We start from the raw sequence: 25,761 nt of genomic DNA, 5'->3' as shown, positions 1-25,761 counted from the left end.
GCGAAATAAGGTTGATTCAGGAGTGCGGTGAAGGACTCAGTAAGCGTTGCTGCCTGCAAATCCTTTCCACAGCGTCAGCACGACGATCTTGATGTCGAGCCAGAAGGTCCAGTGCTGCATGTAGTACAGATCGAGCTTGACGCGGCCCATCATCTTTTCGATGCGGTCGGTTTCGCCGCGATAGCCGTTGATCTGCGCCCAGCCGGTAATGCCCGGCTTGATCCGGTAACGGTGCATATAGCCCTTCACCAGATCCTTGTAGATGTCGTCGTGTTCGAGCGCGTGCGGACGCGGACCCACCACCGACATCTCGCCGCGCAGCACGTTGATGAACTGCGGCAACTCGTCGAGACTGGTGCGCCGCAGGAACGCGCCGACCGCCGTGATGCGCGGATCGCGCCGCGTGGCCTGGGTGATCTTGCCGGCCTCTTCCTTATGCAGCTTCATCGAGCGGAACTTGTAGATCTCGAACTGATTGCCGTCGATACCCTTGCGCTTCTGGCGGAAGAACACTGGGCCGGGCGAGCTCAGCTTCACCATCACGGCGATCACGAGCATGACCGGCGCGAGCGCGGTCAGCGCAGCCAGCGCGAAGAGACGATCGAACACGCGCTTGGGCAGCACCCGCAGATCGGTGATCGGCGACGCGGCCAGGTTGATCGCGGGCACGCCGAGCAGGTCGACCATCGGCTGGTTGAACAGCGTCAGGCTGCGCACGTCGGGAATGAAGCGGATATTCACGAAGTCGTTTTTTAGATCCATCACGAAGCGGTGAATCGCTTTTTCCTTCGAGATCGGCAGCGCCAGCCACAGTTCGCGGATGCCGCGATGGCGCACCAACTGCAACATGCGCTGGTAGTCGCGCTCGACCGGCACGCTGTCGATCATGTCGCCCGCGTCGGGGTCTTCGTAGTGGTTGATCGTGCCGTCCTCGTCGAACACCACGATCGGCGTGAAGCCCGCTTCCGGACGACTGCGCATCTGTTCGATCAGAAAGCGCCCGTAGCGCGCATCGCCGACGATCGCCACCGCGCGCTGATTGAAACCTTCACGGCGCAGGCCGCGCAGAATCGAATAGACGATCACCTTGGTGACGACCAGCAGCACGATCGTGGCCACCGCCCAGTAGACGAGCCACAATCGCGACAGACTGTCCGAACGGTGCAGGCTGAAGCTGATCAGCACGCCGGTGACTTCCACCATCACCCAGCCGCCGCCAACCCGGCACAACAGGTCGTAGAGCGGCTTGCCGCGCCACGACTGATAGATGCCCAGCGCCGGAAAGAACACCACCACCAGCAGGCAGTCGAACGCCAGCGAGACGCGCTGAATGTCGTCCAGCCACGCGAATTTCCCGCTATGCACGGCCGTCGCCAGCGTCGCGCCGAGCACGACCATGGCGATGTCGATGATTCTCGATAGAACGCTCAGCATGCGCTGCCCCTCAGTTCGTCAGTCAAGTGCCATCCGTTGGTTGATTGAAAATCCGTCGCGCGCTTTTTTGTCCAGCGTGCTCCGGCGCCTGAACACGACGCCGGCCTCCGCGTGCGGCGAATCGATGCGCGACGCAGTAAAAATCCGAAGCTTTGCGAATTGCCCCGCCATTCCCTATTCCGAAAAAAGGCTGAACAGCCGAAGCGGGAAAGGCGAGTCGAAATGAGTGAATACCCTCGTACAGGTATAGATAAAGCTTTATTAAAATTCGCGCTGCAAGACCGCAAAATATCTCAAATTGTATCGGTCAAAGTTTCAGCATTTTTTCCGACTTTTTGCCGGCAATTGTTACCGGATTGCCTGTTTGATAGGCAGCCAAAAGGCCTTTATTTGGGCCTTTTTGATGCTCTCTGCTTGTTCGACCCACAAACCTTACGGGACGCCTGTCACGTCACGTTTGCGCATGCATTGCGCTAAAAAATTCTCCCGTGATTTTTTTCGGGTAATTTTTCTTTTTAAAAAATCTCTCGGACATTTTTCCTTCACGGAATTAATTAATTTTATCAGCGTTTTTATATAGTTTTCTATTTAACGCGCTTTTATTGATTCCGCTCTTCATGATAAAACTCGACGCATTCACCCAGCCTCGAGGAGTCCATCATGACAGCTCCGGTTACGGCCACGCCCGCCGACACCCGGTCCACGCAAGCTACGCCCCTGAACGTCAAGCTCAAGGTTCATCCCGTGATTCTGGCGGGCGGATCCGGCACGCGTCTGTGGCCGATGTCGCGCGAACAGCATCCCAAACAGTTGATCGGTCTGCTCGGCGACGATTCGCTGCTGCAATCCACCACGCGGCGCCTCGAAGGACTCGAGGCCGGCTATCCGCTCACCGATCAACTGGTCGTGGTCGCGAACGAAGAGCAGCGCTTCACCACCGCCGAGCAATTGCGCACGAGCGGCAAGCCGACCCGCCTGATTCTCGAACCCGCCGGCCGCGATACCGCACCGGCGCTGACCGTGGCGGCGCTGTCGATCGCCGCGCAGGACGACGACGGCATCATGGTCGTGATGCCCGCCGATCACGCGGTCACCGACCTGAGCGGTTTCCACGCGGCCGTGACGGCCGGCGTGGAGCAGGCGGCGGCCGGCCATATCGTGACGATGGGCATCGTGCCGACGCGGCCGGAAACCGGCTTCGGTTATATCCGGATCGGCGCGGCGCTGGATGCGTCGGCGGCATCGGGCGCATCGCCTGGCATGCCTGATCATGTCGAAAACGCCGGCAGCGAAGGCGTAATCCGTGCGCGCAAGCTCGATCGCTTCGTCGAGAAGCCGCATCTCGAACTGGCGCAGCGCTATATCGAGTCGCGGGAATACTGGTGGAACAGCGGCATTTTCATCGTGCGCGCGTCGACCTGGTTGAAGGCGATTCGCCACTTCCAGCCGGCCATCCACGAAGCGTGTCACGCGGCCTACGCGGGCGGCAAGGCGGACGGCGACTTCTTCCGCCTGCAGCGCGATGCGTTCAGCGCGTCGCCGTCGAACTCGATCGACTACGCGGTGATGGAACAGCTCGGCAGCGATCAAAGCGCCGCCTCGGGTGTGGTCGTGCCGTTGCAGGCGGGCTGGTCGGACGTGGGTTCGTGGGACGCGATCTGGGACATCTCGGAGAAAGACGCCGATCAGAACGTGGGGCGCGGCCGGGTGATGTTCGAAGGCGCGGCGTCGACCTTCGCGCATTCCGAAGGACGGCTGATTGCGTGCGTGGGCACGCAGGATCTGGTGGTGGTCGAAACGGCCGACGCGATTCTGGTGGCCGACAAATCGCGCGTGCAGGACGTCAAGAAGATCGTGGGGCGGATTCGCAGCGACGGCGGGCTCGAAGCGGCCAGCCATCGCAAGGTGCATCGCCCGTGGGGCAACTACGATTCCGTCGACACCGGCGAACGTTTCCAGGTTAAACGCATTGTCGTGAAACCGGGTGCGCGGCTCTCGCTGCAAATGCATCATCACCGCGCCGAACACTGGATCGTGGTGCGCGGCACGGCGCTCGTCACGCGCGGCGAGGAACGCTTTATCGTCTCCGAAAACGAGTCGGCTTATATTCCGCTCGGCGTCACGCATCGACTCGAGAATCCGGGCAAGATGCCGCTCGAAATGATCGAAGTGCAATCGGGCTCGTATCTCGGCGAAGACGATATCGTGCGGTTCGACGATACGTACGGCCGGCAATAACGCCTCTGCTGCCTGCCATCAGGCAGCGCGCCAACCTGAGCTGGGCCGTCGTCGAACGGCGGTCCGCCTCGGGGCGATCTGGGGTCCGCCCAGGGTCTTCCAGGGTCTATCAGGGACTGCGAATGCAAGGCTTGAATCACACCGAATGAAGCGGGAACCTGCGGCGGTTGCTCCTACCGGCCGCGGGGTACTGCCAGATTTTCTTCTGTCGCCGCGCCTGATCAATGCGCCGGTCGCCCAACTTGCCAATCTCAATCTGTTACCGCGCTTGCTGCCGGGGTTCCGGTTCCAATCGCGTTCGTTCTAGCCGCGCTTTAACTGCCGGCCACCGCGCTTACCCGGCGTGAGAGATGAACTCTGGATAGGACGGATACCGTTCCGCCGACGCGCTTTCAGTCGTCGCGCCGACGACCGTGGTCGCGGCCGGCTCACCGGGATAACGGCGCAGCGGTCCACGAAACGCGTGCAGCGGACCGTGCAACGGCGCGCCGTGATTGATCGCGACCGGCTCCGGCACATGACGCTTGACGGGCAGTGGACGCGCCGGCGCGACCGTGTGCGCAGACGTATGCGAATGCACCTGCGCCTGCGCGGAGGCACGCTCTTGCGGCACCACGACGTTTTGAGCCGAAGGCGCGGTTTGCGCAGCCGCCTGCGTCAGGCATTCACGGTCGATCCATTGCAGCGCCCAGTCCAGCGCGTATTGCTGCGCTTCGTCCGCGCCAGCGAAACGCGGGCCGACCAGACCGGAACGCTCGACGCGTCTGCCGTCTTTCATGATCTCCGCCCACGCGCGATACATCGCGTTGGGCACCTGCTCCGCCGCGACGAAAATCGTGTAGCCGCGCGGATCGTCGAGTTGCGTGCCGTGCGGCGCGAGGCTCACCGACAGCGGACTGCGCAGGTCGTCCGGCGCACTCGCGCGACGCGCCGACGAGATCGCGGCATCGAGCAGGCCCATGGCCTGGCTCACCTCGACCGCCTCGTCGACTTGCGGCGACACGGCGCGCATTGGCGGGCGCATGGCCGGCGCGAACGCGGAAGCCCCGGTCGATGCCCCCGCGGACACGCCATCAGGCACACTCGCGGCTGCAAACGATCGGCCCGGCGCCACCGGCGCACGCGCAGCCGGTTGATGCCCCTGCGGTTGCGTCTGCGCGAGGCCCGACAACTGACGCGTGATATCGGCGATCGGGTCGGCCGACCGCCAGTTGCTCAGGCTGCTCGACACGCCGGGCGCCTGCCACGACTCGGGACTCTTCCAGGACACGCCACGCAGACTTTCGTCGCGCACGCTCGCCGCGACCACCACCGGCGCGGCCGGTTTGGCGGTGGCGGGAGGCGCCGGTTGCGGTACGTACGCGAAGGTACGACCGGTTTGCGATAACAGCCGAACCATCTCGAGCAGCGTGCCGTTCAACTGCCACTCTTCGAAACGGCGCCGGCAGGTCGGACCCGACGGATAACGGCCCGGCAGTTTCGACCAGGGCTCACCGGTTGTCAGAATCCAGAGGACCGCATTCGCGACAATGCGTGGTTCGGCGCGGGGCCGGCCGCGTCGGTTCAGACGGACGGCCGGCTCATCGGAGACAAGCGCTGCCAGCAGCGCCCATTCGTCATTGCTTAGCTCATCGAAAAACATTGGGTTTTCTCCACGCAGCCTGGCCGGGCCGCGGCTTTGGACTTGCCACGGATTCAACTTTCACGATCCGTGTGCAGCCCGCGGTTGCACAAAAATGTTCTGTACGTTCTGTTGGCTGGTCAATACCGCCCTGACATGGTGCGGTTTGTCCCTATTCCGAAGCACAAAACGTGGTCTCACTCGTGCATGGGAGAATTTGTGCACGAAGCATACCATTCCCAGGGTTTGCGTGAATATCGTTGAGACAAGTGTTACGGATAGAAACAATCTTGTCCTTTTCACTGCGTCATTTCACGTATTGCCGTCACAGAGATGCGGGTCGCCTCGGCCCCATACCTCACTATTGCACAGCACAACCCAAGGGTAAATGTGGCGAATGGCCTTTACGAATTCCGCTTTTATGCGGTATCGCTTTTCCATGCATTCTGGCACTCGCGAAGGTGCGTGGGTGCGTCGCGACGAGTGTCGCGTGGAGAGTGCGTATGCGTCATTATGCGCAACGCCGTCATGACAGACCGGTCCGCTTGAACGCATGCACGTTGCATCGCATGTGACGCGTTTCGAGTGATGAGGATCTGTGGTTTCTAGCGCACAGGGTGTGTCGCACCTTCGCCCACCACGGTCGTCCACACGCGCACGCGCCATTGAGTCACGAGGCCGGCTATCACATACGGATCGGCTCTGGCAAAGGCTTCGGCGGCAGCCGGTGAATCGCTTTGAAACAGCAACACCGCGCCGTCGGTGGGCTCGGCCTGGGCGCCGGCGAGCAGCAGTTCACCGCGAGCCACCGCCGCCCATGCGTAGTGCAGATGCGCGTCGCGATATGCGCCACGTCGTTCGAGGTAGTCGGGCACCAGGTCATACATCAACAGGTAGTGCATGGTGAGTCTCCTGGGATCAAGTGGACGCGGCGCATACGCGAACGCTTGCGTGGCGGCCCACTGGTCAAGATTACCAATACGACTAACGGCGGAATTTCATGCCGATTTACTATTCAGTTGCATTCGCAGCAATTTTCATCTTTCGCGCGAAGTTTCTTTGATCGATATGCAATGGCGTGGCGTTAATTCATTTGAAATCGCCGGTGCAATTGATCTGGAATGCATAGCATAATTTCTCAATGCCGCCATTCGCCGAATCCCCTCACTGGCGTCGCCTGAGCGCCGTCGTGTACGGGAAAACCAGCGCCCGGTTCTGTCAACCGGAATGCCCTTTTGTCCGTTCTGGCAGACAGCATTTGCCATAATGGTTATGCCGAGGGGCCCTGGATGCCGTTGACGCCCGCGCGCATGAACGACCAAAAACGTTTTCACCACCGATGGAGTGTCACATGAAAATCCAATCCGCTATCGCTACGCTGGTACTGGGTGCCGTTCTCGTTTCACCGGCGTTCGCGCAGAACAGCCAGCAAAGCAAAATGGCCGACTGCAACAAGCAGGCCGCCGACAAGAAAGGCGACGACCGCAAGGCATTCATGAAGACCTGCCTGTCCGCGAAACCGGCCGCCGCCGCGCCGATGAGCCAGCAGGACAAGATGAAGGCGTGCAACACGCAAGCCACCGGCAAGAAAGGCGACGACCGCAAGGCGTTCATGAAGACCTGCCTGTCCAACGCGCCGGCTAACTGAGCGGGCCCGATGGCTCGGCGCGGCACCGCGGCGCCGAGTCGTCTTTCGCAATGCTCGTGCCCGGCATTGCCGTCGCACGTTTTTTCCGCCGGCTGCGAATCGCCTCGCGACGCGAGTCGGCTCTCACCTCTTCCCATCCCGGTCGCGCGAACGCCCCGTTTTTCTTCTATGATGGCGGCGGAGACGGCCCACCCTCACACACAACATTAGACGGGCCGCCATCTTGTCGTTGATGCTGCAGAGCATCGATCGGAGGCAAGGATGGTAACGAAGCATAAAAACCGCTGGTTGAGGCGGTGGCTGATCGTCATCATATTCTGGGCGGTGCCCGTGGCGATCGTGGCGGTCAGCGAGATCCGCGAGGAAATGGCGTACAACGCCGTCGACCTCGACCGTGCGCTGACCAGCTGGACGTTCACCGACGCACAACGCGCCGCCGGCGCCCCCGCGCACTGCCACGGCAAACCCGACGAGGCGCAAGCCGCCGGCTGCCCGGCCGACGTGCTGGCCGCCAATGCGCCGCGCCAGCAGGACGCGCGCAACGAATACAGCGTGCGCCGCACGACCTTGATGGCTTACCTGTGGCATGCGTTCGTCGGCTACTGGATCGTGCCGGCCGTGACGCTGTTTCTGATCGGCGTGCTGATCGGCATGGTGCGGCGTGCGTTGCGCCGGCCACCGCCGCCGGTCAAGAGTCCGGCAAACCACGGTTGACGGTGAGCTTGCGCAACGCCGATACGAGGCGTTGCGGCAACACTTTCAGTTCAATTGCAGCGTTTTTTCCGTCGCAGCAGGATCGGTAAAAAAAGCCGTTTCGAGCCGCGGCGGGCCGCTTCCGCCAAAGCGGAACCGCCCTTGGGACGATCAGCGAGGCACCCGTTCGAACGCCTCGCCGGGTGCAATCCGAAGGCGTTTTGCACCAGGTCAAATTTACTGCACGACGCTTTACGATTAGCCTCAAACGCCCGCCACACAAGGCTTTACGCCTGGCAGCGAGATGCGCCTTTTCCGTTTGCGTGTGATATAACTGATTAGCAACCCGCCACATCATCCGGCGTTGCGACCCGGAACCATCACGGAGAAAAACGATGCAAAGACGAAACTTCATGTTGAAGACGACCGCTGCGCTCGCTTTCGGAGGCCTTGCACTCGCTGGTTGTACGACCACGTCGAACAGCGACAATAAAAACACTTCGTCCACCGACTCGTCCAAACGTCAGTCGATCGACGCCAGCGTCGACGGCACCATGTCGCGCCTGTACACCACCGTGCAAGGTTCGCGCGAACTCGTCTCCAAGGCGCGCGGCGTGCTGGTGTTCCCGTCGGTGCTGCAAGCCGGCTTCATCGTGGGCGGTCAGTACGGCGAAGGGTCGCTGCGCGTCGGCGGCGGCACGGTCGGCTACTACAGCACGATCTCCGGCTCGTTCGGCCTGCAGGCGGGCGCTCAGTCGAAGGCCATCATCTTCCTGTTCATGACGCAAGACGCGCTGGACAAATTCCGCAATGCGGACGGCTGGTCGGTGGGCGGCGACGCCTCCGTCGCGCTGGTGAAAATGGGCGCGAACGGTGCCATCGACACCACCACGGCCACCGCGCCGGTCGAGGTATTCGTGCTGACGAATGCCGGTCTGATGGGCGACCTGTCGCTGCAGGGCACCAAGGTTTCACGCCTGAAGATCTAAGGCGCGCAATCGGCGTGCTGGTCTGGCGGGCCTGCCTCTGATCCGCCCGGTTCCGTGCGCGGCGGGCGAGGCGGCGCGCAGCGGTGCGAGGCTGTGTTACTGGCGTCAAGCGGCCACAAAAAAACGGCGATGCGTCATGGACGCATCGCCGTTTTTTTTGCCTTGCCTTGCCGTGTCACGCGCTACCCGTGGCGCATCGCTCAACGCCACACGTACGCAAGCGCGAGCGCGTTGCCTCAGCTTCCCGAGGTGTCGATCACCTTGAAGCGCGAGCGCTTCTGCGCCCGAATCACCGACTGATACGCGTCCACGTACTGCTGCGCCATGCGGTGCGACGTGAAGCGTTCCTCGAAGCGTTGGCGCACGCCCGCGCGCGGCATCTTGTGCAGACGATTCACCGCCGCCACCGCGCCGATCTCGTCCTCGACGATAAAGCCGGTCACGCCCTCTTCGAGCACCTCCGGCACCGAGCCGCGATTGAACGCGATCACCGGCGTGCCGCACGCCATCGCCTCGATCATCACGAGGCCGAACGGCTCCGGCCAGTCGATCGGAAACAGCAACGCATGCGCGCCGGACAAAAATTCGGCCTTCTGATGATCCGCGATCTCGCCGATAAACTCGACGTGCGGCAGATCCAGCAACGGCCGGATGTCGCGCTCGAAGTATTCGCGGTCGGCGGCATCGACCTTCGCGGCGATGCGGATCGGCATACCGCAACGGCCGGCGATCCGGATCGCGGTGTCGACCCGCTTTTCCGGGGAAATCCGGCCGAGAAACGCGAGGTATTTCTGCTCGACCGGCTGCGGCGTGTAGAGCTGCTCCGGCAGCCCGTGATAGACCGTGGTCAGCCATCTGGCCTGCGGCAACGGATGACGCTGCGCGTTCGAAATCGAGATCACCGGCGCGGTGTTGAACGTGTCGAATACCGGCTGCTGTTCGGGCAGGTCGAGACGGCCGTGCATGGTCGTGACGAACGGCGTGTCCTGGCGTTTGAAGACCGAGAACGAGTAATAGTCGAGGTGAAAATGCAGGACGTCGAACTGGTCGGCCTGGCGGCGCACCAGTTCCATCAGCAGCATGTGCGGCGCCACGCGGTCGCGAATGCCCGGATCGAGACGCAGCGCGCGCGGCCACACCGGCTCGAGCTTGGCGCTCGTCACCGAGTCGCCGCTCGCGAACAGCGTCACGTCGTGACCAAGCTCGACCAGCGCCTCGGTGATGTACGACACGACGCGTTCCGTACCGCCGTACAGCTTGGGCGGCACCGATTCGGTCAAGGGGGCGATCTGGGCAATCTTCATAGCAGGGTTGTCTCCGTAAGCTGACGGCTTGCGCGGTTGCGGCGGAACGCGTCAGGGACGCGCTCCGCGCAGCGCGGTGCCGATTGCGCCGGTCGATGCGAAGCGCATCTGCATGACCGGCATCGAATCATTATTCACCACAGGACAACAAAAAGCGTCACGTCTTGCATTTTCCAGGCGCTGTTACATTCAGCTTACATTGCGCCGGGTGTTGAGCACAGTCGGGCAAACACCGCATGGACCTCACTGTTCAACGTCGGCCCTGCCTTGGCCTGGTTCGCGCTCGCCCCGAGCCGCCCGATAAAAAAGCGCAATTATCGCGCCGGCCATTTCCACGCGGGCAGATCGCGATCGTCCGCATCGGCGATACGGGTGGCGCCGAAGTGCTTCTCCAGCACGATGGATTGACTCTCCTCCTCGCGTTCGAGCGCCGCGATCAAACGCGCCGCATGCGACACCACCAGCACCTGCGAATGCAGCGCCGCCCGCGCGATCAGACGGGCCAGCGCCGGCAGCAGGTCGGGATGCAGGCTGGTCTCCGGTTCGTTGAGCACCAGCAGCGCGGGCGGACGCGGCGTCAGCAACGCGGCCACCAGCAGCAGATAGCGCAAGGTGCCGTCGGACAACTCCGCGCCCTTCAGCGGGCGCAGCAAACCGTGCTGTCGCATCGTCACTTCGAAGCGGCCGTCCTGCGTCGAGATGTCGAGTTGCGAGCCGGGAAAAGCATCGTCGATGGCGGCGGCGAGCGCCGTGGGGTCACCGATCTCGCGGATGGTCTGCAAGGCCGCGGCGAGGTCCGCGCCGTCGTTGGACAGCACCGGCGTATGCGTGCCGATCTGCGGCAGACGCGCGGCCGCGTCGGCGTCGGTGCGGAAGTGATCGTAGAAGCGCCACGAGCGGATCTGCTCGCGCACCGTGATCATTTCGGGCGCGGTGCGCGGATCGGAGAACTCCGTCATCATGCTGTCGAAACTGGCGACCGGTTGCGGGATGGTCTGCCAGTCGCCCTGCTCGTCGCGTGTGCGCAGCGCCGGGCCCTGCCGGTCGACCAGCAGCGCCGACGGCCGCAGCACCGGCCCGCTCCAGATGCATTCGCGCTTGATGGTGGGGTCCAGCGGAAACAGCGTGGCTGTGTTGAGCGGCGGCAGACCGAGATCGATCGCGTAGCCGAACTGGTCGCCGGCAAAGCCGAGCCGCAGGCTCACCGGATCCTTGCGGCGCAGCGGCTCGACCGGCAATTCGCCCGCCAGCATGCCGCGCGAAAAGCGCTCGGGGCCGGCCCATAGCGTGGACGGCAAACCGCCTTCGCGGGCCAGCGACGTGATCACGCCACCACGCGCCGTTTCCGCCAGCAGACGCAGCGAGCGATACACGCTCGACTTGCCGCTGCCGTTCGCGCCGGTGATCACGTTGAGCCGGCCGAGCGGCACGACCAGCTCGCGCAGCGACCGGTAACCGGCAATGGCTAACGTCGTCAGCATGCGGACGACTCCCGGGTGGCCGGCATGCGCAACACGAGCCACGCCCCACGCGATAACACGTCGCTCCATTCAACACGTCTCATCACCGGTGACCGCCGCCTTTACCCGGCTTCTGCACCGGTACGCTGCGCAAATCCTCCAGGAAGGTATCGCGCCACACACCGAGATCATTCTTGCGCAACGCCGCCATGTTGATCTCGTGACGCCGCTGGCGGGCATCGAGCGGCATCTGCAACGCGCGCTGCAACGCTTCGCACATGCCAATCGCGTCATGCGGATTGACCAGCAACGCGCCGCTCAACTCGGCCGCCGCGCCCGCAAAAATCGACAGCACCAACACGCCGGGGTCGTCCGGATTCTGCGCGGCGACATATTCCTTCGCGACCAGATTCATGCCGTCGTGCAACGGCGTCACGAAACCGATCTGCGACTCGCGAAACAGCGACATCAGCTTCCACCGGTCGTATTGCTGGTTCAGATAACGGATCGGCGTGTAGTCGAGCCCCGAGTACCGACCGTTGATGCGCCCTGCTTCGTACTCCAGATCCTGACGGATCTTCTGATACGTCGCGACGTCCGAACGGGTGGGCGGCGCGATCTGCACGAGCGTGACGTTGCCGCGCCATTCGGGCGAGCGTTCCAGCAATTGCTCGAAGGCCCGGAAGCGTTCCACCAGCCCTTTCGAATAATCGAGCCGGTCGACGCTCATGATCAGCTTGCGCCCTTCGAGGCTTTGCTTGAGGTCGAGCACGTGTTGACGGCTTTCGTAGCGCTGCGCCTGCTCCGCGATTTCGTCCGGGAATACGCCGATCCGGTAGACGCCGGTGCGCAGCTTACGGCCGAACGCTTCGACGCGACCGTCCGCGCTCACCGAGCCGCGCGCGTGGCGCACCGCGTAATCGTGGAAAGCGAGTTCGTCGGTCGCGGTCTGAAAGCCCAGCAGGTCGTAGCACGACAGCGACTTCACCAGCTCTTCGTGCGGCGGAATGTTGAGCAGGATTTGCGGCGCGGGAAACGGAATGTGCAGGAAAAAACCAATGCGATTCGTGATGCCCTCGTTGCGCAACGCTTCGGCGAACGGGATCAGATGGTAGTCGTGCACCCAGATCACGTCGTCGGGCTCGAGCAGCCTGATCAGCTTGTGCGCAAGCCACGCGTTGACGCGCCGGTAGCCGGCGTATTCTTCGCGCTCGTAGCGCGCGAGGTCATTGCGGTAGTGGAACACCGGCCACAGCGTCGCGTTCGAAAAACCACGGTAGTACTGGTCGTAATCCTTGCGCGTGAGGCCGACGGTTGCGAAGGTCACCGCGCCGTCCTGTTCCAGCGTCGGCCCGGCATTGGCGACGGTCTCGCTGACCACGTCGCCGCTCCAGCCGAACCACACGCCGCCCGCGTCTTTCAGCGCGCCGAAGACGCCGACCGCAAGACCGCCGGCCGAGCCTTTGGTTTCCGTCGGCGTTGCGACGCGATTCGACACGACGATAAGTCGGCCCATGTTGTGTTCTCCCTGGTTCGTGCGGCGCGGGCGGGGGCTGGGTGTGGCGATCGGGTTGTAGCGTCGCGCTGCGTGGCCGCTGTCTATGCGCTGCGTACGCTCTGTCCATGCGCCGCGAGACGCGATCAAACGCTGCGACCGATCGCCGAAACCACCATGAAGCGTGCCCTGCCGCGCCGGGTTGGTGAGTCGGTGGACTATTCGACCGCTTTAGTGCCCGATCAGTTGCATCGATCTGCAGGCGCATGAATGCGGTTGGCGGTGGTGAACTGTATCGAACCGACCAGGCCGACCAAGCCGACCAAGCCGACCAAGCCGAACCTGGTCCGAATGCAGTCGCTCGCAGAGCAGTCGCAGCGCAATCCGAGCGCCATGACCATCCGGGCGCCACGCCCTTGCGTCAGACCTTTTCCTGCGCGTTGGACTTTGCCTGCGCAGACTGCGCCGCCGCGTCCGCAGCCACCACCGGCACCCTGCCGCTGCGGCTCGCCACCGGATCGGCCTCGGTATGCGCGGCCGTGCTACCGGCCGGCGTATGCAAGCCGCGCGGCACCCAGTCCAGTGGTTCACCCTTGCCGTTCTCGAGTTCGGCCGATACATCGGCGCGCGCGCGCGGCAGGTACTGCGGATAGTGCTTTTGAATAAACTCGAGCAACCCCTCGCGCACGCGGCACCGCAAATCCCAGTTCAACCCCGAATCGAGCGAACTGACCAGCGCGCGCAACTGCATCGACCGTTCCGTGCCGTCGGTGACCTGCAGCACCTGCACGCGGCGGTCCCACTCCGGCGCGGCCTCGACGATGCGCGCCAGTTCCTCGCGCAGCGGCGCGAGCGGCATACGGTAATCGACGTACAGAAACACCGTGCCGATGATCTGCGAACTGCTGCGCGTCCAGTTGGCGAACGGATTTTCGATAAACCACTGCAGCGGCACGATCAGCCGCCGCTGGTCCCACAGACGCACCGACACGTACGTGCCGGTGATTTCCTCGATCCGCCCCCACTCGCCCTGAATCACGACGACGTCGTCGAGCCGGATCGGCTGCGACAGCGCGATCTGCAGCCCGGCGATCAGATTGCCGAGCACTGGCCGCGCCGCGATACCCGCCACCAATCCCGCCACCCCCGCCGACGCCAGCAGGCTTGCGCCGATCTGCCGGACGTTCGGAAAGGTCATCAGCGCGCCGCCCACACCGATAATCACGATCACCAGCATCACCGAGCGCGCCAGCACCCGCGCCTGCGTATGGATGCGGCGAGCCTGCAGGTTGTCGGCGGTATCGAGCGGATGCGCCTGAATGATCGCCTCGCCGATCGCGGCCGCCGAGCGCACCGACAGCCACGTGATGGCGCCGATCATGGCGATTCCGGCGGCGTCGCGCAGCGGCGTGATGAAAGTGAGCGTGTCGGGCGCCTCCCACCAGACGGCCTCCAGCGCGAGGATCACGAGGAGCAGGCGCGACGGTTTGTCGATATAGCGCAGCACCACGCTGGTCAGCGGATACGGCCGCGCGATGCGCGTCACGATGCGTGCGCCGACGCGTTGAATGCCGAGCGCCAGCAGCGCCGCGACAACCGACACGACCAGCGCGCCGGGCCACGTATGCAGCGGCGCTTCGGCGATACGGGCGAGGTCGTCGAGAGTGGGCATGGGGGGATGGTCCTCCTGACTCGAGAGGTGGAAATGGACGGTCCCCGCGACGGCGGGTCGAACCCGAACCCGGGGCGGGTTCAGACGGGGTCAGCCCGGTTCAGCCCATCTCGCGCGAGGCCGGAGAAGCCTGGCGCGATCAACGCCGGGCGCCCGCCGCACGCGCGTCGAGCACGCGCCGGGCGCCCCGTGGATTCAGCTCAATTACCGCTCTTGCAAGGAAACGCCTTGCCGAGCCCGAGCGAGATCGCCGTGCTGGCGTTATAGCCCGCGACGATCGGATTTTCCGCAATGTATTTGCGCACCGCGTCGGTCAACTGCGCCGAGCGCGCGTCCTGGGGCAGGCAGAAATACTGGCCGACGCGCGGGCCGGTCGTGCCGCCGATTGCGTCGATGGTATTGAAGATGCCGTCGGCGGCGCCTTCGATATAGGCCGCGCATGCACTGCGCGAGGCCACGTCCGTCTTGGTGCACAGCTTGTTGAGGTCGCCCCCCGTGAACGCGGCTGCCGATAGCGGTACGGCAAGCGCGCTGGCGAAAATCAAAGCCCGCAGCATGGTGTTCCTTTCCAGGGTCGTTTATCAGGCGGTCTTTCGCCGCATCCGGACGGCGCGCCAAACGGCGCGCCAAAGTCGTCATTCTGCACTGTTTTGCGAAGCGCAAGCGCGTCAACTGGCGCTATCTTCAGGCAAAACTATGGGAACGGGTGAATCGCGCCGTGTTGCATTCAGGCTTCGGCGCCCTGGCTACCCGGCACGTTGCTTTTCAGGCCCCCGAGCGTTTCCGCCCGTCGGCCACCGTACGCGCTCGCCCCCGTTCCCGCGCCGCTTACTTCTGCTGCATCTGCTGCAGCCGCGCGGTCAGCCCTTCGACCACGTCCGGCTCTTTATACGTCTTCGCGAAATCGAGCGCCGTCAGGCCGATCTGGTTTTTCACCGTCAGATCCGCGCCATTGTCGAGCAGCAGCTTGACCGTCGACACATGGCCGCCGCGCGCCGCCATCATCAGCGGCGTGGTGCCGTTCGGCGAGCCCGCGTCGACATAGGCCGAATGGTCGAGCAGCACCTTGACGATGTCGTCGTGGCCGTTCGCGGCCGCGTAGTGCAGCGGCGCCCAGCCCTTCTTGTTCACTTCGGCGTCTTTCGCGATCAGCTGGTTGACGAAATCGAGGTCGCCGTTGAGCGCGGCCATCATCATCGCGTTCTCGCCGGCCTTGTCCTGGATCTCGATGTTGGTCTTCGGATTGGCGAGCAGCGCGGCGCCGACCTTGTCCGACTTTTCGCGCGCGGCGATCACCAGCAGCGGAATGCCCTGGTTATCGACGCTGTTCGGGTCCATGCCCTTGGCAAGCAGTTTGTTGACGCCGTCGACGTCGTCGAACTTGACCGATTTGATCAGCGAGTCGATCGGCGCGGCCTGCGCCGGCGACACGATCAACGTGCTCAACGTGACGCACGCCAGCGCCGCCGCAAACGCCGAGCGCAGCGCGCGCGACGCGCGCAACACGCCGCGGCGCGACGGAACCCGCACGGTGCGTGCGGCGGAAGTCTTCTGAATGGCAACGATCGACATCGGAATATTTCTCATATTGTGCTTTAGGAACCTTCCCTATCCTATTGATATTTATCGACTTATAAAGTCACGCACCAGCCGGCACGGGAATCTTGAAGAGCCGGAAAAAGTTTTGCGTCGTCGCGGCGGCCAGTGCCGTCTCCGGCATCTCGCGTTGCTGCGCGATGTAGCGTCCGACATAACTCACGTACGCAGGTTCATTGGGCTTGCCGCGATACGGCACGGGCGCGAGGTACGGCGAATCGGTTTCGATCAGCAGACGCTCCAGCGGCACGCGGCGCGCGACGTCCTGCACCTCGGTCGCGCTCTTGAACGTGACGATGCCCGACAGCGAAATGTAAAAATTTTGCGCCAGCGCCTGTTCGGCGACGGCCCACGGCTCGGTGAAACAGTGCATCACGCCGCCCGGCTCGCTCGCGCGCTCCTCGGCCATGATGCGCAGCGTGTCTGCCGACGACGAGCGCGTGTGGATGATCAGCGGCTTGCCAGAGGCATGCGCCGCGCGGATATGCGTGCGAAAGCGCTCGCGCTGCCACTCCATGTCGGCGATCGTGCGGCCTTCCAGGCGGTAGTAGTCGAGCCCGGTCTCGCCGATCGCCACCACCTTCGGATGCGCGGCCAGTTCGATCAGCTCGGCCAGACTTGGCTCGCGCATGTCCTCGTGATCCGGATGCACGCCCACCGACGCGTAGACGTTGTCGTGCCGGCTGGCGATCTCCAGCACCGACGGCAGCGTCTCCAGATCGACCGACACGCACAGCGCATGCGTGACCGAATGGCTGCGCATGTTTTCGAGCACCTGCGGCAAGCGGTCGGCGAGTCCTTCGAAGTTGATGTGGCAGTGCGAGTCGACAAACATGGTGAGGTCCTGCGTAAAAATGACGTGAGGTGAAGCGCGCGCAGCCAGTTGGCTTTAATCGACCCCGGCGGCCCCTACGGCTTCGGTCGGCGCGTCGAGGCGCTTGCCGAGAATCACCAGATCGCGCTCCACGTCGTCCAGCACGGCGACGCGCGGCAGCGAGCCCCACGTGTCGAAGCCGAAGCCGCGGAACAGCCGCAAGCTCGCATCATTGTGGCCGAAGATGAAACCCAGCACCGTGTCGATGCCGAGCGCCGGCGCGGCCGCCAGCGACGCCGCCAGCAGCTGCTTGCCGAGGCCACGGCCACGGGCGCTTTCGTCGAGATAAATACTGACTTCCGCCGTGCGCAGATAGGCCGGCCGGCCGTAGAAATCCGAAAAGCTCAACCACGCGATCACGCGGCCGGGCTGCTGCGAATCTTCCACCACCCATAACGGACGTTTTTGCGGGCCGTGCGCATGAAACCACGCCAGGCGGCTTTCAACGCTGACCGGTTCGAGGTCGGCGGTGACTTGCCGCGACGGCACGGTCGAGTTGTAAATAGCGACGATGGCGGGCAGATCGTCGAGCGTGGCATCGCGGTAGGCAAGGCTCATGGTGCGTTGAAGGTGAGGTAGAAGGTCGGGAGAAGATCCGAGCGGACCCGAATGGACTCAAACGGACCCAAATGGACCCAATCGGGGCTTAAAAACCGCAGAGGTCCTACGCGAACAGCTCGCGGTAGCCGAGAAACAGCTCCTCGAACACCAGCCGCGCATTCAGCGGATGGTTTTCGACAGCGCGCTGGCGCGTCACGGTGCGCATGAAACGCGCGAACGCGCTGGCGTCCGCCTGCGACGCGCAGCGTGTCAACGCCGCCGACGCCTGCGGAAAATAGCGCGGTGCGCCTGCGGTGCGCTCTGCCAGCAAATCGTACATCCAGCGTTGCAGCCAGCCGAGCACCAACGGCACCGGCAGCTTCTGCAGCGCCTCGCCGCATGCGAACGCGTCGCACGCGGCGCCGGCGGCCAGTTGCTTCAGAGTCCAGTCGCGCAGCGCGCGGTTTTCGTCGCTGGCGAGCGCGAGCGCCGCGAGCGGCGCGCCGCCGGCTTCGGCGAGCAATGCGGGCGCGTCGGCCACCCCTTGCGCGGCCAGCCATTGCGCTGCGAGTTCCGGCGCGGGCACGCTCATCGGCCATTGGCGGCAGCGGCTGATGATGGTGGGCAGCAGACGGTCGATCCGCGCCGACACCATCAGGAACACGACGCCCGCCGGCGGTTCCTCGAGCGTCTTCAGCAACGCGTTGGCCGCGGCGATGTTCAGCGCTTCGGCCGGATACAGCACCACCACGCGCGCGCCGCCGCGATGCGATCCCACGCCGACGAAGTCGAGCAGACCCCGAACCTGCTCTATCTTGATCTCCTTGCTGGGCGCGCGGGTCTTTTTACCTTCGTCGGCGTCGGCTTTCTCGGCCTTTTCGTCGGCGGCGCTGTTCAGGCCAGCCTCGGCGGCCAGCGCCTCGGGCACGACGATGCGATAGTCCGGATGATTGCCCTGGCTGAACCAGTTGCAGGCCACGCAGGCGCCGCACGGTTCGCCGTTGGCCCGTTGCGCCTCGCACAGCAAGCCTTGCGCGAGATGCTGCGCGAAGCGCAGCTTGCCGATGCCGCCTTGTCCATACAGCAACAACGCATGCGGCCAGTGGCCGCGCAATTGTTGCAGGCGGTTCCAGTCATCGGCTTGCCACGGATAAATCATCGTTTCTCTTTGAAATCAATCGGCTAGCGAAGCAAGGCAAGATACTGCCCGAACTTTGCCGGCCGTTATAAACCAGGGTTATATTCTTTTAAAATCAAAGAACTGCAATCAATTCTTCAAGTTGTTTCTGAATCCGCGCGATGGTCTGCGAGGAGTCAATGATAGCGAACCGGTACGGCGCCTCTTCCGCACGGCGCAGATATTCGCCGCGGGTGCGGTTGAAGAACGCCGTCGACTCGCTCTCGAAACGGTCAGGATCGCGCACCGCGCTGCGCCGTTCGTCGGCGACTTCCGGGTCGAGGTCGAATAGCACCGTCATATCCGGCTGGAAACCGCCCTGCACCCAGCGCTCCAGCGTTTCCAGCTTGTCGCGCGGCAGCCCGCGGCCGCCGCCCTGGTACGCGAAAGTCGCGTCGGTGAAACGGTCCGAGAGCACCCAGTCGCCGCGCGCGAGCGCCGGTTCGATCACCTCGGCCAGATGCTGGCGGCGCAGCGCGAACATCAGCAGCGCCTCGGTTTCGAGATCCATCTTCTGATGCAGCACGATCTCCCGGATCTGCTCGCCAAGCGGCGTGCCGCCCGGTTCGCGCGTCATGACCACCGCGCGGCCCGTGTTCGCCACCTTGTGCTCGAGGCGCTCGCGAAACCAGCTCAGATGCGTGGTTTTGCCGGCGCCGTCTATGCCCTCAAACGTAATGAATTTGCCCCGCGCCATCATTGCCCTCGAATGTATTTGTCCACGGCCTTGTTGTGATCGCCGAGGTTGTCGGAAAAGATGCTGCTGCCGTCGCCGCGCGACACGAAATACAGCGCGGTGCTTTGCGCCGGGTTCATCGCCGCCTGCAGCGATGCGACACCGGGCAGCGCGATGGGCGTAGGCGGCAAACCCATCCGGGTGTAGGTATTGTAGGGAGTGTCCGTCTGCAGGTCTTTCTTGCGGATGTGCCCCGTGTAAGTGTCGCCCATGCCGTAAATCACGGTCGGGTCGGTCTGTAACGGCATACCCACCCGCAGACGGTTGGCGAACACCGCCGCCACCATCGGCCGGTCGGACGGCTTGCCGGTCTCCTTTTCGATGATCGACGCCATGGTCAGCGCGTCGTACGGCGTCTTGTACGGCAGGTTCGGCGAACGCGCGAGCCACGCTTCGTCCAGACGCTGGCGCATCAGGCGATACGCGCGGCGGTACACGTCGAGGTCGCTGGTGTTCTTGTCGAACAGATAGGTGTCGGGGAAAAACAGCCCCTCGCCGTTACCGATCGACGCTTCCGGCGCACCGATCGCCGTCATCAGATCGGCGTCGCTCATGCCGGCCGTGTCGTGCCTGAGCGCCGGATTGGCGTCCAGTTCGGCGCGCATGCGCTTGAAGGTCCAGCCTTCGATAATGGTCGCCACGTATTCGTTGACGTCGCCGCGCGCGATCTTCTGCAGCACTTCATACGGGCTCACGCCGGTCTTGAACTCGTAGTTGCCCGATTTCAGCTCGCTTTGCAGCCCCAGCAGCCGCGTCATGACGACGAACAGCTCCGGCTCGACCGGCACGCCGCCGCGATTCAGTTGCAAGGTGACGCTGCGCAGGCTGCTGTGCGGTTTGACGGTGACGTCGAGTTGCGCGGGGTTCAGATCGAGCGGGCTGGTGGCCCAGTGATAGCCGGCTGCACCGGCGGCTACGGCCAGCACAACGACGAGTGAGCCGGCGACGAAACATTTCTTCAGGAGGGACATGCCGAACGTGACGGGAGTGGACTGCATATAATACTTGTTTGCCTTAGCTAAAGTCAGAATTGACTGTTCTCCGAATCCATGAACACACCGCTCGCTACCGCTTCAGGCATGGCCCCAGTCAACCCTTCCGCTGCTGCCGCTGCACCGGCTTCGTCCGTCGCGCTGCCCGTGCTGTCGCGTCCGTCCGCCAATGAGTTCGACGCCGTCGTCCAGCACGGCGCCTACATGCCGCTCACGCAGTTCGGCGTGATCGACACGATCGGCGACGACGCGGCCAGCTTCCTGCACGGCCAGCTCACCAACGACACCCAGCATCTCGACGCCGCCAACGCGCGGCTGGCCGGCTATTGCTCGGCCAAGGGCCGGCTGCTGGCGTCGTTCCTGACCTGGCGCAGTGGTGAGGCGATCCGCCTGCTGGTGTCGAAAGACGTGCAGGCCGCGGTGCAAAAACGGCTGTCCATGTTCGTGCTGCGCGCCAAGGCCAAACTGGTGGACGCGAGCGGCGAAGTCGCGGTGATCGGCCTTGCAGGCGACGTGCGTCATGCGCTGTCGGGCGTGTTCGACGCGCTGCCGGACGGCGTGCATGTGAAGGTGGATGGTCCGTCGGGCTCGCTGATTCGCGTGCCCGACGCGCTCGGGCGGCTGCGCTATCTGTGGATCGGCCCGCAAGCGCAGATCGAAGCGCATCTGCCGGCGTTGGAGGACAAACTCAAACGCGTGTCGCCGGCGGTGTGGGACTGGCTCGACATTCGCGCCGGCGAGCCGCGCATCACCCAGCCGGTGGTCGAGCAATTCGTGCCGCAAATGGTCAATTTCGACGTGCTCGGCGCGGTGAATTTCCGCAAAGGCTGCTATCCGGGTCAGGAAGTGGTGGCGCGCAGCCAGTATCGCGGCACGATCAAGCGGCGCACGTCGCTGGCGAATGTGGCGGGCGAACTGGACACCGTGAAGGCCGGCACGGAACTGTTCCACTCGGACGATCCGGGTCAGCCATGCGGCATGGTCGTGAACGCGGCCTCGGCACCGGACGGCGGCGTCGATCTGCTGGTGGAGATCAAGCTCGCGGCGCTGGAAAACGGTTCGGTGCATCTGGGCGCGGCGGACGGCGCGGCACTGCGGTTTCTCGCGCTGCCGTACGGGTTGCCGACCGAGGTTTGAGCAGTCTCCTGGCGTAAGAAGCGGCGCATCAAGGCGCCGCTTTTCGTTGGCGGCAGCAGCGCTGCTGCCAGGTTGAGCGGGTCCAGCGTCAGCATTAAAGGACCGACTCAGGCCGACCCACCCACTCCGATCGACAGGGAGAGTTCCGCCGATGTGCCTGATCGTCTTCGACTGGCGACCCGATGCGGTCGACGGCCCGCTCTTCACGCTTGCCGCCAACCGCGACGAATTCTTTCGGCGCACCGCCGATCCGGTCAACTGGTGGCACGACGCGCCGGCCGTGCTGGCCGGCCGCGACCTGATAGGCGGCGGCACATGGTTGGGCGTGTCGCGCGACGGCCGTTTCGCCGCGCTGACCAATTACCGCGCACCCCATGAAATGCGTGCAGACGCGCCGACCCGCGGCACGCTCGTCAGCGACTGGCTGAGCGGCGCCGCCCGCGACGCGCAGGGTCAGCCGCACACCACGCCGCTCGCGTATCTGCGCCACATCGCGCAAACCGGCGACATCTATAACGGCTTCAATCTGCTGGTGGGCGACTGGACGCGCCGCGAACTCGGCTGGTACTGCAACCGTTCGCCGCTCGCGCCCGCCTTGCTGAGCGCAGGCACGCACGGCATTTCGAACGCGGTGCTCGATACCGCGTGGCCGAAGCTCGTCAACAAGCGCGCCGAACTGGGCGCCCTGCTCGCACGCCAGACCATGCCGCCGCTCGAACGGCTGATCGATCTGATGCGCGACCCGCGTCTCGCGCGCGACGACGAATTGCCGTCCACCGGCATTCCGCTGGAACGCGAACGGGCGTTGTCGGCGGCGTTTATCGAAACGCCGGAATACGGCACGCGCGGCACCACCGCACTGCGCGTGGCCGCGCATGGCGACGTGATCAGCGTGGCGATCGCCGAGCGCAGCGACGATAACGGCTCGCACCGGATAGTGCGGCCCGGCGACTTCGAGCGCAGCTTCGCATTCAATATCGAACGGGAGATCGCGGGATCGGCGGTTTGATGGCTAGTCCACGCCGAACGCACCGCGCAACGCTGCGGCGGCATCGGCGTGCGCCTGCGCCACGTCCGGCACGAAGCCGCCCATCTTGAAGAACTCGTGGATCATGCCCGGGTAGCGCAGCAACATCACCAGATTGCCTGCGGCGCGTAACTTTTCCGCGTAAGCCTCGCCCTCATCGCTCAACGGATCGTATTCGGCGGTGGCGATCCAGGCCGGCGCGAGATCGCCGAAAGCGGGCGCGCCGCGTTGGCCGTCGAGCGGCGCGAAACGCCAGTCGTCGCGATCGCTGGTGTCGCGCACGTAGTGATCGAAGAACCACTGAATCGTCTCGCCCGACAGCAGGTACCCGTTGGCCAGACGCGCATGCGATTCCGTTTGTTGATGGCCGCTCGTGCCGGGGTAGATCAGCAATTGCAGCGCGAGCTCGATATCCGCGTCGCGCGCCAGCACGGCGCAGACGGTCGCCAGCGTGCCGCCCGCGCTATCGCCGCCCACCGCCAGGCGGTTTTCGTCGATGCCGTATTCCGCCGCGTGCGCGTGCAGCCAGCGCAACGCGTCGAACGCGTCGTCGACCGCGGTGGGAAATGTGTGCTCGGGCGCGAGTCGGTAATCCACCGACAACACCGCACAGCGGCCGTCGCGCGCGAACATCCGGCAGAGCGCGTCGTGCGTGTCGACGCTGCCCACCGTGAAGCCGCCGCCGTGGAAATACACCAGCGCCGGAACCGGCTCGGCCCAGCCCGGTTCGGCCGGAAAATAAAGACGCGCGCGAATCGTCGCGCCGTCGCGCGTGGGCACGCGCAGATCGTCGACAGAGAACATCGGCGCGCTGGCGACCTCCAGGATCGGCGCGCTTTTTTCGTAGGACGCGCGCGCCTGCTGCGCGGTCATTTCATGAAGCTGCGGTCGTTTGGCCCGCGCGATCATATCGAGCACCTGCTCGATCTTCGGATTCAGCGGCATGGTGCGTCTAACGGCGCCAATGCGCCAAAAAAGTAAAAAGAGAACCGGCGAACGTCGACTCGGCACGCATCACGACACCGCGCAACACGTCGCAACGAGGCTACACGGCAGCGCGGCAACGCCCCGGTCATGCCGGCGCACCGCTAACCCGCGTTCTTCACTTCGGGCTTCAGCGACATCGGATCGGTCGGATTGCGCAAATGCTCGATATCCTCGTGACGCAGTTCCACCGTCGCCATGATGCCCGGGTGGGTGATGATGTAGAAACGCCGCGCGGCGATCGCTTCGAAAGTGATATCGGCGACGTCGGCGGCGCTCAGCTTGCCCGACTGCACCGCGCGCTGCAACTGCTTGCCGGCAGCGATCTGTGAGCGGGTCGGGCCGCTGTCGTTGCGCAGCGTGGCGGGGCGCGCGCGCTCGGCGTTGGCGATACCGGTCGGCACGAAGGCCGGGCACAACAGCGAACAGCTCACCAGCGCACCGGGTGCGCCTGCCAAACCGTCGGCCCCCGCACGGCGTCCCGGCTGCCCCACTTCCGCAGCCTGCGCCACCTGAGCCGCCTGCGCCAGTTGCAGGTCGTGATACAGCGTTTCGGTGAGCGACACCACCGCATGCTTCGACGCGTTGTAGATGCCCATCGCGGGCGGCGACAGCAAGCCCGCCACCGACGCCGTATTGACGATATGCGCCGGCTCGTTCTGCGCCAGCATGATCGGCGTGAAAACACGCACGCCGTGCGCGACGCCCATCACGTTGACGCCGAACACCCACGCCCAGTCGTTCACCGAGCTCTCCCACAGGAAACCGCCCGAGCCCACGCCCGCGTTGTTGAACAGCAAATGCACCTTGCCGAATGCCGTGAGCGCCGCCTGCGCAAGCGCTTCGACCTGGGTCGCGCTGGCGACGTCGGTCGGCACGCCGATCGCTTCGGCGCCGCCGGCGCGCAAGGCGTCGACGGTTTGCGCGAGCGCCTCGGGATTCACGTCGGCCAGCACGAGTTTCATGCCGAGCGCCGCGCCCTTCTCCGCGAACGCCCGGCCGAAGCCGCTCGCCGCGCCGGTGATCACCGCCACCTTGCCTGTGAATTCGAACATCGTGCGACTCCGTGGTTGGCTCAGATCAGCTTGACGAGTTGCTTGCCGAAATTCTTGCCTTTGAGCAGGCCCATGAATGCCTCGGGCGCCGCGTCCAGACCTTGTGCAATCGTCTCGCGATATTGCAGCTTGCTTTGCGCGACCAGCGTGCCGAGCTGCTTCAGCGCTTCCGGCCACACCTCCATATGCTCGCTGACGATAAAACCTTGCACCAGCAAACGCTGCGTGAGCATCAACGAAGGATGCTTGAGCGGCAACGGCTGGCCGTCATAGCCCGCGATAAACCCGCACAGCGCGATCCGGCCGAACGCGTTCATGCGCGCCAGCGTCACGTCGAGCACTTCGCCGCCGACGTTCTCGAAGTAGCCGTCCACGCCATCCGGCGTCACCGCCTTGAGGTCCTGGTACAGATTGCCGGCCTTGTAGTCGACGCAGGCGTCGAAGCCGAGTGTCTCGACCACGTAGCGGCACTTGTCCGCGCCGCCCGCAATACCGACCGCGCGCGCGCCGGCCAGCTTCGCCAGTTGCCCGACCACGCTGCCCACCGCGCCGCTCGCCGCGCTGACCACCACGGTCTCGCCCGCCTTCGGCGCGATGATGCGGTTCAGGCCGTACCACGCGGTGACGCCGGGCATGCCGACCGGTCCGAGATAGGCCGACAGCGGCACGTGCGTATCGTCCACTTTCTGCACGCCCGCGCCGTTCGAGACGCCGTACTCCTGCCAGCCGAACATCGCGACGACCTTGTCGCCCACCGCGAATTTCGGGTTCTTCGATTCCACCACTTCACCGACCGTACCGCCGATCATCACTTCGTCCAGCGGCTGCGGCGCCGCGTACGACTTGCTGTCGTTCATGCGGCCGCGCATGTACGGATCGAGCGACAGGAAGTGATTACGCACGCGCAATTCGCCCTCGGCGAGCGGCGCGAGCGGCGTTTCGACGAGCCGGAAGTTGTCCGGCGTGACGGCGCCTTGCGGGCGCGAAGCCAGCACGAGTTGACGGTTGATCTGGGGCATGACGGTCGTCTCCATGAGTTGCCGGTTTGCGCGGCGAGTAATTTGAAACGGTTACGGTCGTGAGAAGTAA

The 25,761-nt window shown here is 64.2% G+C and carries 24 protein-coding genes; 7 read left to right on the top strand and 17 right to left on the bottom strand.

From position 1 onward, the window contains the following. Window positions 1-36: 36 nt before the first annotated feature. Entirely contained in the window at window positions 37-1,434 is a 1,398-nt protein-coding gene (locus BX591_RS07930; protein ID WP_111930106.1) for an undecaprenyl-phosphate glucose phosphotransferase, read from the bottom strand. A gap of 222 nt (window positions 1,435-1,656) precedes the next feature. Between BX591_RS07930 and BX591_RS36030 the strand changes: the two genes are divergently transcribed. After that, window positions 1,657-1,911, top strand: coding sequence for a hypothetical protein (locus tag BX591_RS36030; RefSeq protein ID WP_146749739.1), 255 nt, complete (start codon window positions 1,657-1,659; stop codon window positions 1,909-1,911). 183 nt (window positions 1,912-2,094) lie between these two features. Then, on the top strand, window positions 2,095-3,672 hold the full coding sequence (locus BX591_RS07925) for a mannose-1-phosphate guanylyltransferase/mannose-6-phosphate isomerase (RefSeq protein WP_111930105.1): 1,578 nt from the start codon (window positions 2,095-2,097) through the stop codon (window positions 3,670-3,672). Window positions 3,673-4,006: 334 nt separating this feature from the next. Here BX591_RS07925 and BX591_RS07920 read toward each other — a convergent pair whose 3' ends face one another. Both BX591_RS07920 and BX591_RS07915 read right to left on the bottom strand, forming a co-directional pair. Continuing rightward, complete coding sequence (locus BX591_RS07920) at window positions 4,007-5,314, bottom strand: transposase (protein ID WP_111930104.1); 1,308 nt, start codon at window positions 5,312-5,314, stop codon at window positions 4,007-4,009. A 584-nt stretch (window positions 5,315-5,898) separates the two neighbouring features. After that, window positions 5,899-6,195 carry a YciI-like protein gene (locus BX591_RS07915; RefSeq protein ID WP_111930103.1) on the bottom strand — a complete coding sequence of 99 codons (297 nt, stop codon included), beginning with the start codon at window positions 6,193-6,195 and terminating at the stop codon, window positions 5,899-5,901. A gap of 449 nt (window positions 6,196-6,644) precedes the next feature. Between BX591_RS07915 and BX591_RS07910 the strand changes: the two genes are divergently transcribed. The 3 genes from BX591_RS07910 to BX591_RS07900 all read left to right on the top strand — a co-directional run bounded on the left by BX591_RS07910 (window position 6,645) and on the right by BX591_RS07900 (window position 8,623). Then, window positions 6,645-6,941: a PsiF family protein gene (locus BX591_RS07910; RefSeq protein ID WP_111930102.1), complete on the top strand. Its 297-nt coding sequence runs from the start codon at window positions 6,645-6,647 to the stop codon at window positions 6,939-6,941. A 261-nt stretch (window positions 6,942-7,202) separates the two neighbouring features. After that, window positions 7,203-7,655: a hypothetical protein gene (locus BX591_RS07905; RefSeq protein ID WP_111930101.1), complete on the top strand. Its 453-nt coding sequence runs from the start codon at window positions 7,203-7,205 to the stop codon at window positions 7,653-7,655. A gap of 374 nt (window positions 7,656-8,029) precedes the next feature. Next, the gene (locus BX591_RS07900; RefSeq protein WP_111930100.1) at window positions 8,030-8,623 is read left to right on the top strand and encodes a BPSL1445 family SYLF domain-containing lipoprotein; all 594 of its coding nucleotides are present in this window, start codon (window positions 8,030-8,032) and stop codon (window positions 8,621-8,623) included. Window positions 8,624-8,859: 236 nt separating this feature from the next. Here BX591_RS07900 and BX591_RS07895 read toward each other — a convergent pair whose 3' ends face one another. From BX591_RS07895 to mltG, 11 genes are all read right to left on the bottom strand, one after another. Next, the gene (locus BX591_RS07895) at window positions 8,860-9,927 is read right to left on the bottom strand and encodes a glycosyltransferase family 4 protein (RefSeq protein ID WP_105508253.1); all 1,068 of its coding nucleotides are present in this window, start codon (window positions 9,925-9,927) and stop codon (window positions 8,860-8,862) included. Window positions 9,928-10,241: 314 nt separating this feature from the next. Next, window positions 10,242-11,408, bottom strand: coding sequence for an AAA family ATPase (locus BX591_RS07890; RefSeq protein WP_111930099.1), 1,167 nt, complete (start codon window positions 11,406-11,408; stop codon window positions 10,242-10,244). Window positions 11,409-11,490: 82 nt separating this feature from the next. Continuing rightward, window positions 11,491-12,903 carry an alpha,alpha-trehalose-phosphate synthase (UDP-forming) gene (gene otsA, locus BX591_RS07885; RefSeq protein WP_111930098.1) on the bottom strand — a complete coding sequence of 471 codons (1,413 nt, stop codon included), beginning with the start codon at window positions 12,901-12,903 and terminating at the stop codon, window positions 11,491-11,493. Between the two features lie 400 nt (window positions 12,904-13,303). After that, window positions 13,304-14,554 carry a mechanosensitive ion channel family protein gene (locus BX591_RS07880; protein WP_111930097.1) on the bottom strand — a complete coding sequence of 417 codons (1,251 nt, stop codon included), beginning with the start codon at window positions 14,552-14,554 and terminating at the stop codon, window positions 13,304-13,306. Window positions 14,555-14,754: 200 nt separating this feature from the next. Then, complete coding sequence (locus BX591_RS07875; RefSeq protein ID WP_035550226.1) at window positions 14,755-15,111, bottom strand: Rap1a/Tai family immunity protein; 357 nt, start codon at window positions 15,109-15,111, stop codon at window positions 14,755-14,757. Between the two features lie 271 nt (window positions 15,112-15,382). After that, complete coding sequence (locus tag BX591_RS07870) at window positions 15,383-16,126, bottom strand: ankyrin repeat domain-containing protein (protein ID WP_244146867.1); 744 nt, start codon at window positions 16,124-16,126, stop codon at window positions 15,383-15,385. Window positions 16,127-16,193: 67 nt separating this feature from the next. Next, the gene (locus BX591_RS07865; protein WP_111930095.1) at window positions 16,194-16,985 is read right to left on the bottom strand and encodes a TatD family hydrolase; all 792 of its coding nucleotides are present in this window, start codon (window positions 16,983-16,985) and stop codon (window positions 16,194-16,196) included. A 54-nt stretch (window positions 16,986-17,039) separates the two neighbouring features. Beyond that, window positions 17,040-17,582 (bottom strand): GNAT family N-acetyltransferase, encoded by a 543-nt coding sequence (locus BX591_RS07860; RefSeq protein WP_111930094.1) that lies wholly within the window; start codon window positions 17,580-17,582, stop codon window positions 17,040-17,042. Window positions 17,583-17,688: 106 nt separating this feature from the next. After that, window positions 17,689-18,723 carry a DNA polymerase III subunit delta' gene (locus BX591_RS07855; RefSeq protein ID WP_111930093.1) on the bottom strand — a complete coding sequence of 345 codons (1,035 nt, stop codon included), beginning with the start codon at window positions 18,721-18,723 and terminating at the stop codon, window positions 17,689-17,691. Between the two features lie 94 nt (window positions 18,724-18,817). After that, a complete protein-coding gene (tmk, locus tag BX591_RS07850; RefSeq protein ID WP_111930092.1) occupies window positions 18,818-19,438 on the bottom strand; it encodes a dTMP kinase in 621 nt (206 codons plus the stop codon). Next, window positions 19,438-20,448, bottom strand: coding sequence for an endolytic transglycosylase MltG (mltG, locus tag BX591_RS07845; protein WP_111930276.1), 1,011 nt, complete (start codon window positions 20,446-20,448; stop codon window positions 19,438-19,440). The genes tmk and mltG overlap by 1 nt, the downstream gene beginning before the upstream one ends. A gap of 78 nt (window positions 20,449-20,526) precedes the next feature. Between mltG and ygfZ the strand changes: the two genes are divergently transcribed. Both ygfZ and BX591_RS07835 read left to right on the top strand, forming a co-directional pair. Further along, window positions 20,527-21,606, top strand: a complete 1,080-nt coding sequence (gene ygfZ, locus BX591_RS07840) for a CAF17-like 4Fe-4S cluster assembly/insertion protein YgfZ (RefSeq protein WP_111930091.1) — start codon at window positions 20,527-20,529, stop codon at window positions 21,604-21,606. 151 nt (window positions 21,607-21,757) lie between these two features. Continuing rightward, the gene (locus BX591_RS07835; protein ID WP_111930090.1) at window positions 21,758-22,615 is read left to right on the top strand and encodes an NRDE family protein; all 858 of its coding nucleotides are present in this window, start codon (window positions 21,758-21,760) and stop codon (window positions 22,613-22,615) included. Window positions 22,616-22,618: 3 nt separating this feature from the next. Here BX591_RS07835 and BX591_RS07830 read toward each other — a convergent pair whose 3' ends face one another. From BX591_RS07830 to BX591_RS07820, 3 genes are all read right to left on the bottom strand, one after another. Beyond that, entirely contained in the window at window positions 22,619-23,578 is a 960-nt protein-coding gene (locus BX591_RS07830; protein ID WP_111930089.1) for an alpha/beta hydrolase, read from the bottom strand. 143 nt (window positions 23,579-23,721) lie between these two features. Continuing rightward, complete coding sequence (locus BX591_RS07825; protein ID WP_111930088.1) at window positions 23,722-24,672, bottom strand: SDR family oxidoreductase; 951 nt, start codon at window positions 24,670-24,672, stop codon at window positions 23,722-23,724. Window positions 24,673-24,692: 20 nt separating this feature from the next. Further along, window positions 24,693-25,691, bottom strand: a complete 999-nt coding sequence (locus BX591_RS07820; RefSeq protein ID WP_111930087.1) for an NADP-dependent oxidoreductase — start codon at window positions 25,689-25,691, stop codon at window positions 24,693-24,695. Window positions 25,692-25,761: the final 70 nt, after the last annotated feature.

Source organism: Paraburkholderia bryophila (assembly GCF_003269035.1).
Classification (GTDB): Bacteria; Pseudomonadota; Gammaproteobacteria; order Burkholderiales; family Burkholderiaceae; genus Paraburkholderia; species Paraburkholderia bryophila.
Note: the sequence above shows the minus strand (reverse complement) of the source record. Positions and strands in the feature narration are given on the sequence as shown.

What these genes read in the sequence shown, in the direction of transcription:
- BX591_RS07930 (WP_111930106.1), bottom strand. Translation starts at nt 1,434, where the DNA reads ATGCTGAGCGTTCTATCGAGAATCATCGACATCGCCATGGTCGTGCTC.
- BX591_RS36030 (WP_146749739.1), top strand. Translation starts at nt 1,657, where the DNA reads ATGAGTGAATACCCTCGTACAGGTATAGATAAAGCTTTATTAAAATTC.
- BX591_RS07925 (WP_111930105.1), top strand. Translation starts at nt 2,095, where the DNA reads ATGACAGCTCCGGTTACGGCCACGCCCGCCGACACCCGGTCCACGCAA.
- BX591_RS07920 (WP_111930104.1), bottom strand. Translation starts at nt 5,314, where the DNA reads ATGTTTTTCGATGAGCTAAGCAATGACGAATGGGCGCTGCTGGCAGCG.
- BX591_RS07915 (WP_111930103.1), bottom strand. Translation starts at nt 6,195, where the DNA reads ATGCACTACCTGTTGATGTATGACCTGGTGCCCGACTACCTCGAACGA.
- BX591_RS07910 (WP_111930102.1), top strand. Translation starts at nt 6,645, where the DNA reads ATGAAAATCCAATCCGCTATCGCTACGCTGGTACTGGGTGCCGTTCTC.
- BX591_RS07905 (WP_111930101.1), top strand. Translation starts at nt 7,203, where the DNA reads ATGGTAACGAAGCATAAAAACCGCTGGTTGAGGCGGTGGCTGATCGTC.
- BX591_RS07900 (WP_111930100.1), top strand. Translation starts at nt 8,030, where the DNA reads ATGCAAAGACGAAACTTCATGTTGAAGACGACCGCTGCGCTCGCTTTC.
- BX591_RS07895 (WP_105508253.1), bottom strand. Translation starts at nt 9,927, where the DNA reads ATGAAGATTGCCCAGATCGCCCCCTTGACCGAATCGGTGCCGCCCAAG.
- BX591_RS07890 (WP_111930099.1), bottom strand. Translation starts at nt 11,408, where the DNA reads ATGCTGACGACGTTAGCCATTGCCGGTTACCGGTCGCTGCGCGAGCTG.
- otsA (WP_111930098.1), bottom strand. Translation starts at nt 12,903, where the DNA reads ATGGGCCGACTTATCGTCGTGTCGAATCGCGTCGCAACGCCGACGGAA.
- BX591_RS07880 (WP_111930097.1), bottom strand. Translation starts at nt 14,554, where the DNA reads ATGCCCACTCTCGACGACCTCGCCCGTATCGCCGAAGCGCCGCTGCAT.
- BX591_RS07875 (WP_035550226.1), bottom strand. Translation starts at nt 15,111, where the DNA reads ATGCTGCGGGCTTTGATTTTCGCCAGCGCGCTTGCCGTACCGCTATCG.
- BX591_RS07870 (WP_244146867.1), bottom strand. Translation starts at nt 16,126, where the DNA reads ATGTCGATCGTTGCCATTCAGAAGACTTCCGCCGCACGCACCGTGCGG.
- BX591_RS07865 (WP_111930095.1), bottom strand. Translation starts at nt 16,985, where the DNA reads ATGTTTGTCGACTCGCACTGCCACATCAACTTCGAAGGACTCGCCGAC.
- BX591_RS07860 (WP_111930094.1), bottom strand. Translation starts at nt 17,582, where the DNA reads ATGAGCCTTGCCTACCGCGATGCCACGCTCGACGATCTGCCCGCCATC.
- BX591_RS07855 (WP_111930093.1), bottom strand. Translation starts at nt 18,723, where the DNA reads ATGATTTATCCGTGGCAAGCCGATGACTGGAACCGCCTGCAACAATTG.
- tmk (WP_111930092.1), bottom strand. Translation starts at nt 19,438, where the DNA reads ATGGCGCGGGGCAAATTCATTACGTTTGAGGGCATAGACGGCGCCGGC.
- mltG (WP_111930276.1), bottom strand. Translation starts at nt 20,448, where the DNA reads ATGTCCCTCCTGAAGAAATGTTTCGTCGCCGGCTCACTCGTCGTTGTG.
- ygfZ (WP_111930091.1), top strand. Translation starts at nt 20,527, where the DNA reads ATGAACACACCGCTCGCTACCGCTTCAGGCATGGCCCCAGTCAACCCT.
- BX591_RS07835 (WP_111930090.1), top strand. Translation starts at nt 21,758, where the DNA reads ATGTGCCTGATCGTCTTCGACTGGCGACCCGATGCGGTCGACGGCCCG.
- BX591_RS07830 (WP_111930089.1), bottom strand. Translation starts at nt 23,578, where the DNA reads ATGCCGCTGAATCCGAAGATCGAGCAGGTGCTCGATATGATCGCGCGG.
- BX591_RS07825 (WP_111930088.1), bottom strand. Translation starts at nt 24,672, where the DNA reads ATGTTCGAATTCACAGGCAAGGTGGCGGTGATCACCGGCGCGGCGAGC.
- BX591_RS07820 (WP_111930087.1), bottom strand. Translation starts at nt 25,691, where the DNA reads ATGCCCCAGATCAACCGTCAACTCGTGCTGGCTTCGCGCCCGCAAGGC.